The sequence below is a fragment of the Streptococcus sp. HN38 genome, assembly GCF_028335765.1.
Classification (GTDB): Bacteria; Bacillota; Bacilli; order Lactobacillales; family Streptococcaceae; genus Streptococcus; species Streptococcus suis_P.
In genome coordinates this window covers 650,837-667,274 of sequence record NZ_CP116604.1, presented here as the reverse complement: position 1 = coordinate 667,274, position 16,438 = coordinate 650,837, and the positions used below count along the sequence as shown (strand labels likewise).

The 16,438-nt window shown below is 44.5% G+C and carries 4 protein-coding genes; all 4 read right to left on the bottom strand.

Annotated elements, in window-relative coordinates:
- Nucleotides 1-279 precede the first annotated feature (279 nt).
- Nucleotides 280-7,518: a ZmpA/ZmpB/ZmpC family metallo-endopeptidase gene (locus PHA78_RS03250; RefSeq protein ID WP_272158440.1), complete on the bottom strand. Its 7,239-nt coding sequence runs from the start codon at nucleotides 7,516-7,518 to the stop codon at nucleotides 280-282.
- A gap of 469 nt (nucleotides 7,519-7,987) precedes the next feature.
- Entirely contained in the window at nucleotides 7,988-15,604 is a 7,617-nt protein-coding gene (locus PHA78_RS03245; protein WP_272158439.1) for a ZmpA/ZmpB/ZmpC family metallo-endopeptidase, read from the bottom strand.
- A gap of 151 nt (nucleotides 15,605-15,755) precedes the next feature.
- Nucleotides 15,756-15,971, bottom strand: coding sequence for a YozE family protein (locus tag PHA78_RS03240; protein WP_272158438.1), 216 nt, complete (start codon nucleotides 15,969-15,971; stop codon nucleotides 15,756-15,758).
- A gap of 5 nt (nucleotides 15,972-15,976) precedes the next feature.
- Entirely contained in the window at nucleotides 15,977-16,435 is a 459-nt protein-coding gene (locus PHA78_RS03235; RefSeq protein ID WP_272158437.1) for a DUF1801 domain-containing protein, read from the bottom strand.
- Between the last annotated feature and the right edge of the window lie 3 nt (nucleotides 16,436-16,438).

The following is a 16,438-nucleotide window of genomic DNA, read 5'->3' as shown; positions in this document are numbered from 1 at the left end:
ACTGTTTCATAGAGTCCGAACTATTTATTTCTATGTAGGGTAACACAGTAGGGAGGATGTTCGGCTCTTCAAACCTTCAATTGTTTGACACTGGACAGAACAAACGAATCCAGTAGCATATAATCAAAGGCAAATGTTGTTAGGATTATTTCCATCCTACATACCTATTATCCCCCCGATAAAATCAAGTATTTTAGGAAAACTTAGTAGTCTTTTCAGATTTTCTGTATTTTTGGGGTAAGTGACCTATTAGTCTCCAAACTATCAAAAACGAATACCTTATGGCAAGAAAATACTTTCCCTAAATTCTTGACTTGCTTCATGAAAGGCTTTATAAAGGACTTCCTTGAGTTGCTGACGCTTAAAGCTGGTTCTTGGATTGGCCACATCTACCTTAATAGCTGCTCTCATCAGGTCTTGGATGGCTTGACCATTTTGCAGGTCATACTGTCTGCCGTTCCAGTGTATCTGGATCGGTTTCATGGCATTTTTCTGGCTCAGGCTGGTCTGATAGCGGGCCTTCTTGAAGCTAGCATAATCTTGATAGTCAGGCATAATCTTTTCCCAGATATAGCTATCTGTCAAAGCTCTGCCATTGGCCTGAGCCTCCTGAGCCAATTTGTTGCTGACATATGGCAGGAATCCTTGATCCCAACCTTTTTCGGCCAAAAGTTCCAGGGCTGTTCGGCGGAACTGAAGTCCTCCAACCGTACCTTGATTGTTGAGCAAGCCGGCATAAATTGGGTAGTAGAGAGGTACAAAATAGTAATTCTCATCGTTGTCTCTGAGATAGATACCGACATTGTTGATGGTATTGGCCAACTGGAGATTGTGGGTAACCAGATCTTCCACCTTGGTCAGCTGGATGTTCTGCCACTCTTCCTGGCTTAGATTCCTAATCTTGTCATGGGCATCGCGATAGGTCTGTCCATTTTTAGAGTAAGCTGTTCCAAGCTCTAGTTCGATCCTACGCAAGAGAGTCTGCTGCTGAGCTTTTGGTAGCTTCAGAAGTTCTTCTGCTTCCAGAGCATCCAGGAAGTAGGTAGTGTCAAAGGAGCCCTTGAGGTAGTCTTTCAAGTCTTCCTTACTGGTCAGACGGCTTGGGCTAGAGTTATGGCTGGCTGTTGCTGCCAGTTCTTCTGTCAAGTTAAAGCCATAATAATAGGCATTTGCCGAAGCGATGGACTGCAAGAGCCCAAGAGCATAGGATTCTGACTCTTGACCCTGCCGTCTTCCTGCGAGATTCAGGATTTGGTCTTCGAGAATGTGGGTCATTTCATGCGTGAAGGTTGAATTTCCAGTCGATGTCAACAAATCAACATTGCCATAGATGATGTAATTCTTGAACTCAAAGTCTGCTGCCCCTGACTTGTTAAAGGTGCCGTAGTAAAGTTCTGTCGGTCCGAAGAAATCATCGATGATGCGGTAGTCATCCCCAAATTCTGCTGCCCAACGGCGACGGTCATTTGTCCCAGATAGCGGTTGACCAGTTGGATCCTTGATGTTGTAACCTTCTCGAACGGTTACCAACTTGGACTCGATGGCTTGACGAGCCTGGTCAGATACCAAGGACTTGATAAATTCCATATAGGCATTCCAGATGCGGGCATGCTTCGGAATGCGGTTTTCTTGGATGTCCCTGACTGTGGAACGATAGACATCTGGTTGACTGGTCTGCAATTGATGGTTCACATAACGACCATAGCTACCAAAAACAAGGACATTTGCTAGCGAAACAAGGTAAAGCTGGTCTTCCTCAGGCAGATTGAGCAATGGCAAGACATAGCGATGGTAGTCAGAATGATTTTTCAGCTGGTTGTAAACCTGGACGGACTTCTCAGGCTGACGAACACTTGCTTCTTCATGAATAAAGGCCTTGCTGGATTGTTTAAACCAGTCTGCATCAGTCTTGTCTGGTGAAAAGAGACGGCGGTTTAATTCCAAGTAGTCAAACAGATTCTGTGTACCTGGGACCTGTTGTCCAATGGTCTTCTTAAAGTTGCTTGCTGCTGCAAATGGTGCCAGATCCTTATAGGTCAAACTTCCTACCTCTTTCAACCAATCCAAGGCTGTTAGGGATTGTCCGTAGAAATGTGGCTGATAGATTGCTATATTACGAATGTTTAGCTTATCGTAGTCAATAGCATAGTAGCGTGCCAAGTAGGTCAAGGCCAGCCAAATGGATTCCTTGTGCTTCTCGATTTCATCTTGAATATAGCCTTCAATGGCAGCGGAAGGCTGACCAGTCACCCATTGACTAGCCATCAGAGACCGGAGTTCCTTCTCTAGCTGGTCTTTCAACTGCTGCTGGCTATGCTTGAGGTAGAGTTGTTTCATGGAAATGACCAGATTTGGATTGCCTCGGGTAAAGCGGAGCTCCTGTAGGTAATCGTCCATTCTAGTCTTCTGGGCATAGGCCTCCGACTCAACATCCAGACTTTCAAAAGAGCTACGCAAAGTCGAGAGTATGGAAGAACTTGTAGCACCAGTCACCCATTGATATGGGGTGAAGAGCAAGTTTTCTCCAAACTGGTATTCCAAGACGCCTGTTTGATCAAAGGCTCCTTGATAGGTCAGGTCAAATAGCTGAACATCCTGGTCTGTGAAATGCACCAAGAGTTTGTTAACCTGATCAGGTCGGTCAGAAAAGTCTGATACCACCTCCCTATCTTTGAGAGCCAGGATGGACTGAATGCTCTTGGTCGCAAATAAGGAATCATCTGCCAGCTGGTTGCCCAATCTGACAATGGTATGACGGTCATAGAAAGGCAGTAACTTGGACATATTTTCATAGGCAATCTTCCGATCTTCCCGACCATTTCGTAGAAGGTGGTAATCAGGCTGTGATGACGGAGCCAAATTCTCAGCACTTCCTGCTGACTGAGGCGGATTAACAAGTAGATCCAGACCTCGTTCTCTGAGGAACTGCTGGATTTCCTCTGTTGATTTCCAGCTAATTTGTAGATTATCTCCTGTCCTACCTGTCGCTTGACCTTCCTGAAGGTTGAGTTGGAAAGGAAGGATGGTCCGTAAACCAGAATAGAAGCCCTCTTCTGGCAAGGCTAGGGCAGAAGCAAGGTTAGAAACGGTGACGCCGTATCCTCCCGTACCAATTCCTGCAAGTGTACCGCCTGAAGTCGTTTTCTCAACCTGCCCTTCCACAAAGACGGAATCGATAGTGGAAAGCAGAGCATAACCTACAACTGCTCCCAGTTGATCTTGCATGGACAGTCGTGGAGTGAAGGTCGAGGTCAGATTGACATAGGCCTTGCGCAAGGCACTACCTGACATCAATTTACCAATCAAACCACCAGAAGTAATCTGATTTCCCGTTCGGTGTTCACTCAGTACTAGTTCTCCCTTGAAGGAAACCGACTCAAACTGACTGGCATTGGCGTTATAGACAAGTCCTGCTGCTCCTGCATAGGATTGTACTCGGCCAGTCACATGGACATCACGAATTTGGCTATTGGTTGCGGTAACTGCCAGGGCTGCCGTAGGCCAATCCCCACCCTCCAAGGCTACATTTTCAAGGAGGATATGTTCAATCTGAGCTCCGGTTATATTTTGGAACAGTGGCTTGGTCAGCTGGAGGATACGGAAGGTCTTGCCGTCTAATCCTTCCAAACGGCCACTAAAGTTCTCAACATAGGCACCCGTAGAACTTGGACTGGCTACCAAATCTGCCGCCAATTTAAAGTTGCCTCTCGGATTCTCTCGCATGGCTTCAACAAGCTGGTCAAAGTCCGCATAAGTTCCTTCAGCTAATTGAATTTTAGGAATGCTGAACCGATCCAAGGCTTCTAGCTGGTTGGCATCAGCTCGATTTCTTGCCTGAACTAATTTTGGCAAGCTGATAGATACTTCAAACTGATCTCCTCTATCCTGAATAGACTGGACTTCCCAGAGGAATTCTTTCTGATCACCTGTCTGATAGCGAACAAAGTAGCCTGATAGGTCACTTGGCTCTTGGAAAAGGCCTGTTACCTGCTTCAATTCTCCCTGTTGATTGCGATAGAACAAGTCCCTCTGGCTGACCCTGTTCAATTCAATGGCTTTAGGACTCAGTTCAAATGGTAGAGAGGAAACAACTTCCTCTTCTCGCTCGCCGTCTGGACTTTGATAGCGGAAGGATAGGCGGGCCTGATAGGATGTATAGACTTGTAAGTCTGATACCTGAATCTGATTTTCAGCTGCAAAATCAGTGGTTTGTTCAATGGTCTTAACAAGTCTGTCTCCATCGTAAATGGCCAATTGGACAGATTCCAGAGTCTTATCTGGGTCGGTCACACGGTAGAAAATAGCTGCACTTCGGGCATTTTCATTTACAACCAGCCCTGCTGGATGAGTGTCCGTACCTAGAACTACACTTGGTTTTTCCAGTGGTTTCGGTGGTACCTCCACCACTTTTTTACCCACTAGAATCACCTGGTTGATGGCTGGAATTTCTTCGACTTGAACAGGAAGACTTTCAAGCTGGCCTGTCCTTTCATCTAAGCGATAGGAAGTTGTTCGTGTAATACTACCATCCTGCCCAACTGGTCCCTCAATCTCCTCTCCCATTGGCAGGTCCATATCGTCTTGACGGATAATACGGTGCGGTATTGTTTCCCTTACAAGAGTCGCTTTGGTTCCGACTTCAACCTCTGCTGCTCGACCCGGAGTCAACTCGGTTTGGACTTCTTCCTGGGCTGTGCGGTTACCTGTTTGCGGGTCGACCACATAGTTTGTTTGGTAGCGGATACGACGGGCGTGCCCTTGAACGACCTCTTCTCGATAAGGCGGCTCCTTGTCTTCTCTTGCCCTGTAAATAGTTGGAAGACTCTGACTTTCCTCACGGACGGTCGGCTGGGCACCAACTCGGACAATCGTTGCTGCTCCCTCGTCCGTTACCTCACGGACTGGCTCATTGGCTGTGATTTCTCCTGTAGTTGAATTGAGGGTGTAGGTGGTGGTCGTCGTGGTCACCTTGTCTCGACCTTCTTGACGGACTGACTCACTAGTAATTGGCAGGCTGATATCAGCTTGGTAGTGAACTGGCAGAGGTTCACGATGGGTTACAAGAGTCGGCTTCGTTCCTTTTCGAATCAAGGGAGATTCACCTGTTTCACGGATCTGGCCCTGACCTCGATGACTGGTCACGATTCCAGTCTCTTCATTGACAGTATAGGTAGTCTGATAAACGGTTACTTTCTCCCGACCGCTTGAGACTGGACTTTCTTGACCAACTGGAGCTGTCTCATCTGCTTCATATCGTGTAGGCAGAGATTCACTGATGACCTCCTCGGTAGGCTTTGTCCCCACTCGGATTACCTTATTCACAGGCGGAGTATATTCGATTCGTTCTCTACCTAGCTCCTCTGCTTTTTGTCCTTTGATGGTCCGATAGGTGATGGCAAAGACCTCTTGGCCCGATTGACCATCAAATTCTTCTCTACGTCCAAAGTCTAATTCTGGATCAGCCTGATAAATGGTGCTGAAGGCAATTGAACGTGACTCTTCCTCAACCAAGCTACCTTCAATAGGCTTGATTCCCTTGTGGATAATTCTTTCCTGACCTGGCTCTACTTCTTCGCTAATGACTTGACCATTATGAGAAATTCTCCTTCTCCGTCCAGGATATCCCGCCTGCTCTACCCATATATAATCTGTGTATTGGTCAGCGAGCTCAATGATTCTTTCCACAAGTGGAATTTCTTCCTCAACAACCTCTTCCACACGACTGCCACGGTAGGTCACCTCTGATTTGGCTGGTTTGATTGTCTCACTGGTTAAGAGAGTGCGAACACCATTCAAGTCTGCATAGGTAACCAGGGCTAGACCATCCTGACCCGGTTCCACACGGCTAGTACCTTGGGCCATATCGGGATCTTCTGACTCTATTCTCTCAAAAGGAATGGCAACTTCTTCACTGACTAAGGTCGCAGACGGAAGACTGTGCGTGAGTGGAGCAACTCCCTTGGAATCTACACGGGTCCCCACATAGACTTTACGGCTGATTGGGGATGTTTCTTGACGATGAAGTTCGTTGCTGGCAATGACTTGTCCTGCTACTACCACATCCTGATAGGTAATCTCTAGCAGTCCTTCTCTACCCTCTTCTACCTCTGTCTCACCCTGAGCCAAACGATCTGTTTCTATCCGCTCCTCTGGAATGGACAAGACCTGACGGTCCACTCGCTCCTTCAATTGGAAATCTAGGCGGGCTGGCGGTGTGGCTTGTGGACTGTCGTTTGGAATGAGGGTCTCTATTGGAGGTTCAGGAACTTCTTCTTTCTCACGGGTCCCCACATAGACCTTACGGCTGATTGGGGATGTTTCTTGTCGATGAAGTTCATTGCTGGCAATGACTTGTCCTGCTACTACCACATCCTGATAGGTAATTTCTAGCAGCCCTTCTCTGCCCTCTTCTACCTCTGTCTCACCCTGAGCCAAGCGATCTGTTTCTATCCGCTCCTCTGGAATGGACAAGACCTGACGGTCCACTCGCTCCTTCAATTGGAAATCCAAGCGGACTGGCGGTGTGGCTTGTGGACTGTCGCTTGGAACTTGGCTAACCTCTTCTTGCACAATAGTTGTTTTTGTTCCTCGATAGAGAATTTCTGGTTTGCCAGCTACTTCTTGGGTTTCCATTAAGTGACTAGACTGCAATTGGTTGCCCAACCACTTTTCCTCATAACGCTGAATCCGATAGCCAGCCTGACCAGCTTCCAATCGCGTCTCACCAAGTGCTAGATTCGGATCCTCTACATCAAGTCGTTCGATTTCTAGCGGAATCTTTTCCTCACGATATCTGGTAACAAGCTGTAAACCTGTTTCTTCAGTCTGCACTTGTTCTGACACAGGGGCTTTTTCTGGTAATACTGTCTGATTTGAATGAGAGCTATCAAGAATTTGCGGTTGTTTAGTTACTTGTTCAACTGCCTGTTCACTCGAAACCGTTTGATCTACTTTCCCATCTTCTACAATATAACCCACAAAATCATAGGAAGTTAACTCCAACTTACCATCTGGGAGCAAGTCTCCTGCCTTGACCGTCACCGTTTGATTGAAGTGAGCAAGGGCATGACTCTGGAGTGCATCCACTTGTAAGAGCGGCAAGGCAGATCCAGCTAGTGTAATATAGAGCAAACTCACTACTCTAGATTTCTTGGAGCCGATAGCCTGAACAGCAATCACCAAAAATCCAGCCGCCAACCAGGCCGCTGCATGGGAAACAACCTCACCCGTCGCTGGTAAAACTTTAGGAGACTGTGGTCGATAAACCAAAAAATAAGTCGCTTCTTTTCGCAAGTCCTTTGGCAATTGCTGGACAATCCTACTCTTCTCCTCAGGACTCAATTCCTCTTCCAAGAGATAGTGAAAACGGATTTCCTGATCGACTGTCGCAATTCGCTCACTGGCTTCTACCTGCAAGCCCGTCAAACTAGACAAGAACAAACCTGTACCAATACAGAGCGAGACCACACCGATGGATAATTTTCGTATGGAAAATATCGAATTTCGGTATTCTTTCATTTCTACAAAATTCCTCCTTTGCAGTTTTTCATTTGCTTTTGATAAAAGGTAATAATCTTTAGGCTGCTTCAACCTTGGATGGATGTCGAAAGCGGAAAATCCCAAAGGTAATCTTCAAATTACAACTTCTTACCTGAGAGTAGATAAGCTGAAAATCTCCACTATAACTGACAATCATCGCAATAATAAAAACCAGTCCAAATGATAACCTATCCTTAAAAACTAAATGTACGACTATTATTATATCATAATTGATATCTTTAAAAGGTGTTAACGTCTAGTATTTTAAAATCACTTTGATAAATCATCCCATTGAACTGAGGCTACTCTACTATATCTGAAATCTAATCCATTCGACAATAAACTAAACACCGCACTATCAAAGTGGAAAAACAGTGAACAACCCTGCCCACTGTTTTCCTGAAAAACTAGCTAACTAGTATTTCTTAATGACTACACTATATAGCCATTAGGGATTTGTCACATAGATAGACTCCCTGAAGTCATTTGTTGCACGGAGGTAGCCGTTTAAGACAGCTGCTTTTAGGCTGTAGACGCGAGAATGGGTTTTGTTGTAGTTACTTTGTTGAGAATAGTATTTCTGATAATTTGCATCGTACTCTACAGCTGCTTGCATCAATTCTCGAATATCTTTAATCCCCTTCAATTCTCTTGTACTACCGTAGAAATATCCGTTTCCATGCTGATGCCCCTGGCCAACAACCGTAATAGGCTTCAATTGATCTAATTTTTCTTTCCGACGCTTAAACATCTCCTTGCGGAAGGCTTTCGAGTCTGCATAGATTCCGTTCGTAATCTTAGAAATCAACTGATTATCTGAGATGCGGCCCGCAGGATCTGCCTGACCAAGTTCAGCCTTGTATTGGTTAGATAGATAAGGAACAAAACCGTTCTCATAACCTTTTTCTGCCAATAACTCAAAAGCAATCTTACGGAACTCAAACTCATTTCGACTTGAGCCATCGTTATTCATAGCTCCATAGATTGGGTTGAGAGCATTGACAGTCAGATAAGAATTACCTGGGAAGAGCTCATTGTCGCTATGACCATCTGGATCATAAGAGCGACGAGAAACCATACCGTTGTCAATGAGTTCATCAATAGTCTTAAATTGTGCTGCACGGCGGAATTTTTCTATCCAAGCTGCATTACCTTCTTTGGTATCCAATTTATTGAACCAATTTCTGCGAGCAGAATTTAACGTCCTGTTTTCTATAGGTAAATTAAACACAGCTTCAGCTTCCAAATAGTCCAGAGTATAGACAACATCCAAGTAACCTCTCATATAATTTTCAAGGTCTTGTGTAGATTGGAAGCGTTCAGGATTGAGGTTGGTCAAACGACGACCATAGGAATTCTTCTCATATTCAGAAAAATCATAGATGGTATTAAAACCAAGTATATCTTGATCAAACCAATTGATGGTTTCAAACAAACCACGCGCATACACCTCAAATTCCATACTGCTGCGACGACCATGTCCGAGTAAGAAGGTGTCATCGTCGGCGACGTGTGTCAATTCATGAGTATAAATCCGAGCTCCTTCATTACCAATCGCATCCGCATTTGAATAGAAAATATCTTTCAAGTCTGACTGAGCTGTAGCACCTGTTCCGTATGGGAAACTATAACCTAACGGCATGTAGAAATCCTTCATAGAAGGTACGTCCCTACTACTTAGAGAATCTACTGGACGCCAAGAACCTTTCAACCTTCTATTATCCCAAGTGATAATCTGTCTAAACATCTTTTCCTTATGTTCTTGCGGCAAAATCCTGTAGAGATAATCTGCGTGTCCAGCCCACGTCTTGGCAGTTTTGGCAATGGCTTTCTCAATCTCCTCGCTGCTTCCTGATTGATTATCATAAGAACCAATCAGAGTATTGGCCATATCCGTCAGGACAAAGATATTCCGCTCTGGCATAGTAAGAAGAATAAGAGCCATCTCTTTAAAGGACCAGGTATCGCTCTTCAACTTATCATAGAAACGATTAGAATACTTCTTGTTGTTTGCATCTTCTTGTTTAGCCCTTACCTCGTCAACTGTTGAATTGGTTTCAATAATATTTGCCTTGGTCGCAGACTTGAACCAGTCACTATCCGACATCTCTGGAGCAAACCGTTTGCGGTAAGCTTCTAAATAAGCAAATAAATCTCCATTTACAGCTGGTTTTGCTATCAGCTGACTACCAAGAGCAAAGTTATTATTTGGCTTCAAGGCTCCAGAACCTAAATCACCTAGTGTCATCAATTGTTTCAAGGAGCTAGCAGAATTACCAAAGAAGTCAGCCTTCTTAGTCATCCACTCTTTGGCATTTGTTTCTCCAAATTGGATATTGTACCAACGATCCATGTAGGCTAAACCAAGCAACAACTGTACTTTATTGTCCTTGATATAGTTGAATGTATAATCTTCCGTCACTTGACTTGTCAAGCTGATAGCATGATTTGACACCAACAAGTCTCGCAGATGTTGACGAATATTAGCTTTGACCTTACCAAAGGATTCTTTCAGGAACAACAATTCTTTTATAGCATAATCATTCGGTGAATCTGTCAATCCTAAGACATTCAAGACTTCTTTTGAAGAATAGGTTAGCGACTCAAATTCTGGCAATAGGCGAGTAACTAACTGATCGAGATGAGTAGCTGAAACCATGCTTTCTGGTGTATAGGTTACTTCGCTATCAACGACGTAGTACTCTGTAATAGCTCCGCTATTTAAATCTTGTTTCTTAACTAACCAATCATAGTCAATAGAACCATCTTCAAAATGGAACATCACCTTGTTTATATACTGTTTTTGACCTTGGGTATCAAATACTGGCCTATTCTTGTTATGACCATCAATCGCCACAACATCCAATAATTTCTTGGTAACAAGTTTATCTTTTAAACTTAGACGATTGGCCTGTTGGATGATAACATCTTTAGTAAAGAATGGCAACAGTTTTTCCATGTTTTCATAAGCCAACTGCCTATTTTCTTGATAGTGAGGATGAGTGCTATAATCTGTATACACTTTAGCTGAAACAAATGAGTGGTTTCTAGCATCGGTATCTCGTGACTGGATGCTATATTCTGTTAACTTCCCATCCACTTGGCTTGCTTCTAAATGCTCCTGTTTACTATTATTCTGACCAGATGCTTCTCCAATAACAGCATAGTTTTTACCAACTTGAAGTTTTTCATCTGTGACAGAATGATACACCTTACGACCATTTGGCACATTGACAGCTGAAATAACATCCTCAATTATGGAATTATTTAAACCAACAATTGTACCAACAATACCACCAATTTCACTATTGATTGTCTTCGGAGCTGAAATCATTCCTTTCGCATAAGCCTTGCGAACAAAAGCATTTGCTCCTTCCATTTGACCAACAATACCACCAATTCTTGCTCGTTCAGAATTGCTCGTCAATAGCACATCGGTATGTATACGTTGCGCTTGTCCGCCTTGACCAATCCAGCCAGCCAAACCACCAACGTAATTGTCTGTAGTTTCTGTTGATTGACTAGATACCCTAGCCTTGATACCAACATTAGTCATTTGAGTGTTCGTAGCAATCCCTACCAGAGCACCGACATGATTGCCTCCGATAACGCTTCCTTCTACTCTGACATTTTCTATACGACCACCTTTGGCTTCCTTAGCCAAAGCACCGACTTCTTTCTTATCCTCCTGATGGATCGTCACATCTTGTAGATTTAGATTTTCAATTCGACCAGCTGTCTTGTGGAAGAGAGGAGCTTGCAAGTCATAGATGGTATAGCCTGCACCGTTTAATGTCCCCGTAAACTCCCCAGTAATATAACTATCTTTTCCAGTTACATCCATCGTCGAGGCTGTCAAATCTGCACCAAGGGTAAAAGTAGCCCAAGGGCTGGCCTTAATAGCTTGAACCAAGCTTGTAAAATCAGTATAGGTATTTGTAGTCACAGATGGTTTCTGCTTAGCAACTCGGAAGGTCAAGCCTGAGCTATAAGTATTATCCTTCAAGTTGTCTTCAACTAAATTGTCCAAACTTGCTTTGATGAGGTAGAAGGATTCTCCATTCTCTGACTGTAAATCAACTTGACTGATTGGTAATAAAATCTCTTTTTGCTGGCTCGAAATCACCTTGGCAAAATAGTTTGTAAGATTTTCTGGTTTTTCAGCTAATTCTCTTTGGATGCTAGCCTTATTATTTTCTAATTTCCAGAGTTCTACGCGATCAATATTCTTAATCTGTAGCTGGCGTTCTTCTATTTCGATAGAAGCCTCATCCACTAGACTATCTACCAAGCTTTCTGATGTTCCACTGTAGGTCAATTCTGTTCGTACGACATAATCAACATTGACATCTAAGTTTTCAAAAACAGCCTGTAGTTGATTATTACTTTCTTTCACAGCAACACTAGAAACTACCTTATCATTAGCATATAGGTAGGCCATGGCTCCTTCAAAACGTTCAGCTGGATCATCTAGAACATACCGAACTACCGCAATTTTCCTATCCTTTTGAAGATCAACTCCCCGAATATTCATAGTAGGCTTCGGTAAAAGACTTATATCATCTATTGGAGTAATACCTGTATCCGCATCTTCTTCCAACTCTTTCTCTTCAGGTTTTGAATCAACTGGAGTAGTTGGTGTTGTTGAACCAGATGAGTCTGGCGATGGCGGAGTAGATGAGCTAGTTTCTGAAGAATTAGTTTCTCCTGAAGAACCGCTACTTGACGAAACTTCGCCTGTTGGAACTTCTTCTGTTGGAGAGGTTTCTAGACCACATGTATCCTCTGGTTGTGGTTCTAGCGGACAGAACTCTTCTTCGGTTTCTGGCGATGGGGCGGTTGTAGAATCCGATGGTTTCGGAGCCGTTGAACCAGATGAGTCTGGCGATGGCGGAGTAGATGAGCTAGTTTCTGAAGAATTAGTTTCTCCTGAAGAACCGCTACTTGACGAAACTTCACCTGTTGCAGCTTCTTCTGTTGGAGAGGTTTCTAGACCACATGTATCCTCTGGTTGTGGTTCTAGCGGACAGAACTCTTCTTCGGTTTCTGGCGATGGGGCGGTTGTAGAATCCGATGGTTTTGGAGCCGTTGAACCAGATGAGTCTGGGGTAGTTGGAGTAGATGGGCTAGTTTCTGAAGAATTAGTTTCTCCTGAAGAACCGCTAGTTGACGCCCCTTCGCCTGATGGTGCTTCTTCTGTCGGAGAGGTTTCTGGACCACATGTATCCTCTGGTTGTGGTTCTAGCGGACAGAATTCTTCGTCTGGTTCAGGTGCAACTTCATTATTTGGAGTTGCGGGGTCTGACTGTACTGAATCCTCTTTTTTTGAATCTGTTGGAGTCGATAGAGACGGAGGTGTTACTGTCTCACTGGTTGATGTTGGCAGTTCGAAAATCAGTTCCCCTTCTGTTTTATGGCTTGCTCCGCTATTGGCATCTGTTTCAACAAGAAGGAAACGGAGATCATCCTCTATCAAACTTGTCTGAATGAGCATATCAGCTAAATCCCTTGCTTCCAAAATGACTCTGGAAGCCTCATAGACAGTATTGATATAGTCTGTCCATTCTTTACCTTTAAAGCGGGACTTATAAGTCTGAAGCTCTTCCATTTTTTCTCTGAGTTTTGTTGCTGCTTCCTCTATTTGTTGAACTTGGACTTTAGGGTCCACTTTCTCCTCTGTTTCAGGCCAGCAAGTTGACGAAGGGTCCAGAATACAATGAATTTCTGCCTCGGTTAGCTCCTGCGAAGTTGGATTCTCAGTAGATTCACCATGCTGACTTGCACCACTAGTGGCATCTGTCGAACCTGTATTTGGAGTTGTTGCTACCTCGGTTTCTGGAACCGCTTCTGGTTGCGGCGCTACGGGAACCGCTGTTTCTGGACTAGTTTCAGGCTGAGGCGCTACGGGAACCGCTGTTTCTGAAACCACTTCTGGCTGTGGGGCTACTGGAACATCTGTTTCTGAAACCACTTCTGGTTGCGGCGCTACGGGAACCTCGGTTTCTGGAACTAATTCTGGCTGAGGTAGGACTGGAACATCTGTTTCTGAAACCACTTCTGGTTGCGGCGCTACGGAAACCCCTGTTTCTGGACTGGTTTCAGGCTGAGATGGGACTGGAACATCTGTTTCTGAAACCACTTCTAGTTGCGGCGCTACGGGAACCTCTATTTCTGGAACTAATTCGGGTTGTGGGGCTACTGGGACTGCTGTTTCTGGAACTAATTCTGGCTGCGGGGCTACGGGAACCTCGGTTTCTGGAACTAATTCAGGCTGCGGAGATGCGGGGACCTCGGTTTCTGGAGCTACTCCGGGTTGCGGGGCTACTGGGACTGCTGTTTCTGGAACTAATTCAGGCTGTGGTGGGACTGGAACATCTGTTTCTGAAACTAATTCAGGCTGTGGGGCTACTGGAACGTCTGTTGCTGGGTTTGATTCCAGCTGCGGAGATACAGGGACCTCAGTTTCTGGACTGGTTTCAGGCTGAGATGGGACTGGAACCGCTGTTTCTGAAACTAATTCAGGCTGAGGCGCTACGGGAACCCCTGTTTCTGGACTAGTTTCAGGCTGAGGCGCTACGGGAACCCCTGTTTCTGGACTGGTTTCAGGCTGAGGCGCTACGGGAACCGCTGTTTCTGGAACCACTTCTGGTTGCGGGGGTACTGGAACGTCTGTTGCTGGGTTTGATTCCGGCTGCGGAGATACAGGGACCTCGGTTTCTGGAACTAATTCGGGTTGCGGGGCTACGGGAACCGCTGTTTCTGGAACCACTTCTGGTTGCGGGGGTATTGGAACGTCTGTTGCTGGGTTTGATTCCAGCTGCGGTGGAACTGGTGCTTCTAGCTGCTTAGTACCTACATACATTATAGGTGCTACTGCACTCTTCGTCACCTGTTCGGAAATCTTTTCACTCCGAAGAATCTTCTCTCCTTGAACAAAATCAGCATAGGTAATCTCTTTCTCTCCCTCTTGGCCAGGAACAAGGCGAGACTTGCCAATTTCAAGCAGCGGATCCTCTTGTTTAACCATCTCCAGAGCAAACGATTCTTTTTCCTTACGAAAGGCCACAAAAGGTAATGCTTGACCAACAGGTGCCACTTCTGTTACTGCATCTGTTCTATCCTTCCGATTTAAGATAAGTAAACCTGGAATCTGCAAAGTAGAATCAAGTCCGCTATTTTGACTTTCTTCTGCATTTGGAGAATCCTCTTTTTTATCAGCAACAGTTGATGTATCTGATGGAGAAGCCAGACTATCGCCTGTTTGCGAATTTGTTGCTTCTGAAGAGTCTGTATTCTCCGTTTTTTCAACCGATGACTCCGTAAGAGGTAATTGTGGACTCTCATCTCTGTTGGAAAGTTGGCTTTCAGAATTTTCCTGAAGAACACTTGGTTTCGCAAGTTCTTCTAACTCAGATTTCTTACCTTCTGATTGCGCTGAACTAGCTTGTGTCCCCTTAGCGGTATCATTTTTCTCCATTTCTGATGGAGGAAGACTGGTCTTGACTGATGACTCCTGAACATAATAGCCTACAAAGTCATAGCCAGTAATCGTCAACCTACCATCTGGCAAAGCCTCGCCAGGTTTAAGAACATAGGTCTGATTGTAAGCAGCTAGTGCTGAACTTTGAACTGCTCCTACTTCCAAAACAGGCAGAGCCAGACCACTAGTTGTCACATAAAGCATGGTCAAGACACGCGCCTTCTTAGACTTGGTCGCAGAAACAGCTAAAACCAAGAAACCTAGCCCTAGGACAGCCAGACCTGAACCAACTAGCTCACCCGTTGCAGGAAGAACTTTCTTAGAGGGACGATAAACCACAAAATAGGTCGCTTCTTCCTTCAATTCAGCTGGTAGGCTAGACTGAATCAACTGTCGCTCCTCTGCCGATAATTCCGCCTCTAAAACATATTCGAAACGAATCTGGCTAGGACTTACTGTCGTAGCTGAAACTTCTTGGGACTGAATACCAAATAGTAGGCTAGTACCCACACACAGGGAAACAAGACCGATGGTCAGCTTTCTAAAAGAAAACGCTTTCCTCTGTTCGTAAAAAAATTTGTGCATGTGATCTCCTTTCGATTATTCTACATCAAATGACACTTTCTTCTATCATTATATCAAAAATCAAACAATTCTTCCATCATTTATCGGCGCTATTCATACAAATAAAAAAAAGCAAAATACAAATATGTATTTGCTTTATCTTCTTTTGTCATCAATGCCCCAAATACTCTTCCCAAATGACATCAAAATCCGACATGGAAAAGGCAAAGCTAGCCGATTCTTCCAAGAAACGACTGACCACATCGAAATCATCGGACTGTTTGGGAAAATCCGATTCTTCAAAGGCATAGTCTGCCAAAATAGCCACTGGCTCATTGCTTTTGGGATTTCGCTGAGCCATCAACCAGGCATAAAAACTTTTTCTCACAACACTTACTTTCTAATATGATTTTTTTCGTAGAGCTCTATATAGCGCTCCATAGACATCTTACTAACCAATTCCCCTATCAATTCATAAGGAATATTCTTGGGATTTTTCATACGAATACAGGACTTGCCCATATCCAGTTTGGTAGGCACCTGTGCTTGATAAGCAGCAACGAACCAATCATTCAATTCTTGGTCCATATAGATTCCCATGTGGTAGAGGGCGATGTGTGCCTTTTGTGATGCCAAGGAAAGGAAAGGCAGGGGCTCTCCCGGTGTGCAATGATAACCATCAGGGTAGGCAGCAAGCGGCACATAATAGTTAATCATACCTCCCAAGATTCCTACTTCAAAACCAGCTGGTAACTGTTCCACAATCACTTGATGGAGCCGTTCAACCGCTTCCTTCCGATTTTCAGGCAAGGCAGCCATATATTCTTCAATCGTTTCCACTTCAATCAGCATGAC